Annotated in this window: 3 protein-coding genes; all 3 read right to left on the bottom strand. The window is 57.7% G+C overall.

Features of this window, described 5'->3' with window-relative positions; translation table 11 throughout:
* Nucleotides 1–793: hypothetical protein (locus ACXJL8_RS35765; protein WP_456686521.1), on the bottom strand; the 793-nt coding region annotated here is incomplete at its 3' end.
* On the bottom strand, nucleotides 759–2039 hold the full coding sequence (locus ACXJL8_RS35760; RefSeq protein ID WP_456686520.1) for a hypothetical protein: 1281 nt from the start codon (nucleotides 2037–2039) through the stop codon (nucleotides 759–761). The genes ACXJL8_RS35760 and ACXJL8_RS35765, both read right to left, overlap by 35 nt.
* Before the next feature lie 10 nt (nucleotides 2040–2049).
* Entirely contained in the window at nucleotides 2050–3231 is a 1182-nt protein-coding gene (locus ACXJL8_RS35755) for a hypothetical protein (protein WP_456686519.1), read from the bottom strand.
* Between the last annotated feature and the right edge of the window lie 809 nt (nucleotides 3232–4040).

Here is a 4040-nt window from a genome sequence, read left to right as displayed (position 1 = left end):
AGATTAAGTTCTCGGCACGGTTTTGAAGGACGCCCGGTCGGCGCCGTTCGTAGAGTTCAAGAAGAGAGGAGCTAAGCTCGTCTTCAAGCCACATTAGATCAGCAGTCTCCGAATGGGTCCATTCGCTGGGCCTGGAGACGATCTCGCCAGCATGTGCGTGGTACGGCCATTGAAGCTGCTGCGGTCGAAGAGCGCGCTCGCCGAGCCTTACGATCTCTTGGAGAAGAGTGTCTGGAACGTGCATATCTGCCGAGGGTCTGCTTGCCGCGCGAAGAAGGACCGGCAAGGGCAACCGGTCCGGATCACATATAAATAGTCCCACGCTGAGCGCTGCGGCGCGTGCAGAAGGATCGGTCCGACTTGTGCCGCACATTGTGCACCACCATTTTTCCCGCGACGCGGTGACAACAGCCCGCTTGTAAAAATCCATGACTTTAAAATGGAATAGCGCCACGTCAGCTTTGGTGATGCCGGCGCTAGTAGCTTTGCACTCGAGAACGATAGAACCGGCCCTACTGCTTGCCGCACCATCGATCTCGTGGCTCGCGCCCGATGCCGAGGGCAGGTTGAACAGCCGTAAGCTACCTGGTCCTTGCCTGCGGCTGAAGCCGGGACGATAGAGAAGGCCTGCGACACTACGTTCCCAAGTTCTGCCGTCGAGCTTTACGCCGAGCCGAGGCGCAAATTTCGCCATCAGCCATGCATCAAGCGTGAAGTCAGCCAGCAGATCAAGGGCGCGCGACAAAGCCGTTGCTCCCTTACCGATGACCGAGGAGGAGATCGTCGATGTCATCGTCGCCGACGTGAGCCGACACCCTGCCATCGTCGTTATCTGCTCCGGCCGCATGGCCTTCGAAGTATTGACGCGCAAATGTGCCAGAGATGGTCGGCAGCGCCTGCTCGGCGGCTGCATTTAGAAGTTCGTACGCGCGGCTAAGTAGAATGCCGGGTCGCCCGTCCGAGACATCACGCAGCACTTCGACTGCGCCCAACTCGAATGGCAGAAGGTCGTCTTCGACTGGTTCGGCACGCGCATCCTGTAGATATACGCGCAAGAGTTCCTGGACTTGATCGTTGTCCTTCAGCCCACCAAGCACCACGACGGCTGCGGTATTACTCGGAGAGACCTCAAACGGTGGGAGGCGATTCTCTTCCCAGAAGCGGTCCAATACCTGGGCGGCGCGGCTGTGAAAGGTGAAAATCATGTGGAGGCGCGTAGCGTAAGGAGCGCTTTCGAGCAGGTCACGGATCCTCCCGATCTCTCGCGAGCGCTTAGGGGCCGTGACTGATCGGGTCGTGGCAAGGTCTTCGAGTTGGTCGATCATGAGGAAGAGATGGTCGATGCTGGCCGCTGCAAGCGCGGCCAAAGCAAAATCGAGATACTGCAGCCCATTGCGAAGGCGAGCCGTTGCCGAAACAGCGGCTAGTTCATTTCGGAGTGCTGTACCGCCGCCGCTTGCAAAAGCATTGATTAGTTCCGGTCGTRACGGTGCACTGGTCCCGCCGATTGCTGCCCACGCTTGCCGGATGCGTGCTGCGATCTCACTGGCATCATCGCTCCCGATTTGTGTGGCGATACGCTTCCGCGTGATGTCGAATAAGCTCTCCGTGCCGGACTCGACAGGAGTGGCAAGGTCGATAGCGGCGTTGAACAATACAGGGTAAAGCCCGGCCGCATTCAAGTTGTTCAGGTTGGAAAAGGCCGCCGCAATTGCCGGGTACGGAGGCTTCTTCGCTCCCGCCTTTTCAAGCGTTGTCTTTCCGAGATCGGTATTGATCTCCTTCACCATCTCTTGCATCAGCGTCGTCTTGCCAAAACCGGTATCAGCCCGCTGGCCCTGCGACCACAGGAATCCGATGGCTGGACCGCCACGAACACCGGCGCGGATGAACTTCCGCCGGAAGGTGTTCTCTTCCTCAGAAAAGACATCAGGACTGTAAGGCTGTTCTGCATTTTGACGACGGATTGCGTCGGGCGGGAAGGGATTGCGATCCAGTTTCCAGGCTTCTTCCATATGATCAAAAACGTCGACGGGCATGTTCGCCTCCTCAGTTCGACTTCGGGTGAATAGTAAGTTCGTAGCGCCTCGTTCCGCCACGTCTGTACAGTGGCTCGGAAGCGGGCTGATGCGTTGTGCCGAGATGTAGGCGGACCTCGACAGGGACTTCCGTCACCGCGCCATCAGATAGACGCTCGATAACGAGATCTACCAGAGCTCGCGTAACGCGGTTCCGGTACGCCACATCCGCGCGCACCTTGTAGATTGGGAGATAAGGAGCAGAGAGGGTTGTGTCAGYCAATTCCGACTGAGCCCTGTACGTCTCCACGATGGCCTTCGCGATCTCAAGCTCGTGTTGACGAAGGTCGCGGCGGCGGATCAAAACTGGAGGGCCCGGTTGCACATCCGCGGCAAGCCAGATCAAGTTAAAGCCAGTGAAGCCCGTTACGTATCGTGATTGATCAAGAACGCGGAGCTGCGATCCCCAGCTCTTCAGGATATCGATGTCGGTTGCGCCGATCGAAAGTCCGTGGGCATTCACAGCGGCGACGGCGAAAGCGTCATTGAGGACTTGCGTCAATGCTTTTCCGGTGGGCCTCGATTCGGTGTCGGCACCGAACCTCTTGCGCACAATGGAGACGATCGTCTCTTTGATTGTGCCGACATCGGTACGAATGCCAGAAGTGGTCTGCTGGGTCAGTTTCTCAGCAACAAATCCGGCCCAGTAGCTTGTGCCCTTTCCTTCTCGGCTCGCGGCTTCAACCTCACCTTCGCTTACCTCGGGGCATGCAATCGGAGAGTCTTGAAGAGTGCCGATCAGCGATCGAAAATAGGCATGTCCCTCATAGATAGCGGCTGCCAAATGATCGCAGAAAGCGGCGAGGTCGCTCTCTGCAAGATCGGCCACCTGCCGTCCGAGTGGCGTGAGCGAATAGGTCCGGCCGCGATGTGCCTCCAGGTATCGGCGCGCAGAGGGGACTTGCGTGCGCTCGACAAATCCCAGCCGAATCGCCTCCAACAGCACTTCCGCCGTGGGCGCCCAGTATGCATCGCGATCGCCTACTCGGCTGGCAGTGCGCCGTCCTATGCCTTGGACCACTAATTTGTCGACCGTCCTCGCGTAACGCTCCCTGGCTTGCTCGAAGGTTGCTCCTTGCCGGAGAGCCACGAGCTGGTCCCGCATGTGCGGAAGCACATGTTGGAGACGCGGGATGGTATCGGTCTCTTTCATTCTGAATGCGTAGCGACATCTCACATCTCTTGCAAGAGATATGAGCTTACAGTATTAAGAGATTAGCGTATAAGTAGTATAATACCTCTCAAGGCATTTGGGTGTGGTCCTGATTGCGAAAGTGAACTCGAGCCGCAGATTAGGTCGACGCAGGTAGCCCGGCTTCCGGTCGCCGACCATCGCCACGGTACAACCTCCTGGCTCCTGGAGGTGCGTTCTTCTCCCAAGAGCCGGGTTGCAGGGCGCATGTAAGCGGTCGAAGGGGACGATTTATTCCACCCGCAAGCAGCTGTCCCGATGTCCCAGACCTAGCCTGTCGGGACGGTGGGACAGGGACATAGGCGGGGACGATCGGCGGCACGGCATCAATAGGCAACGCTGGGTCCGATGCCCGGAAGGTCCTATCTCGCTCTTTGATGGCCGACTCGGCATAATGCTAGGGCCGTCTTGCCTCGCCAACCATCATCAATTCTAAACGTTCGCGAACACTTCTGCTTGTTCGATCATCAAATCCACCGCCGCCTTCTGATGATCAGGTGGCTATCCGTAACGGGCCAAAAGCCTGCGAACTTCACTCCTGATTTTGGCTCGGGCGGCCGGGTGAAGTTTTGCATCGACAAAACCTTCGCTCGCCCAGCGGGATGTATCTGGCTTGTCGTCTCAGTTGCTCGGATGGCCGTCTGTCGATCCCGCAGAGCACGTAACCGTTGCGTTATGGAGCTGTTGACAGCGAGGTTGTAGCTTGATTTGCTGCAATTATAAATTGGGCAGGGGGGCACAATGAAGTTTTCTCGGTACCTTTGGGTGGC

It is taken from the genome of Bradyrhizobium sp. P5_C11_2 (assembly GCF_054049755.1).
Note: the sequence above shows the minus strand (reverse complement) of the source record. Positions and strands in the feature narration are given on the sequence as shown.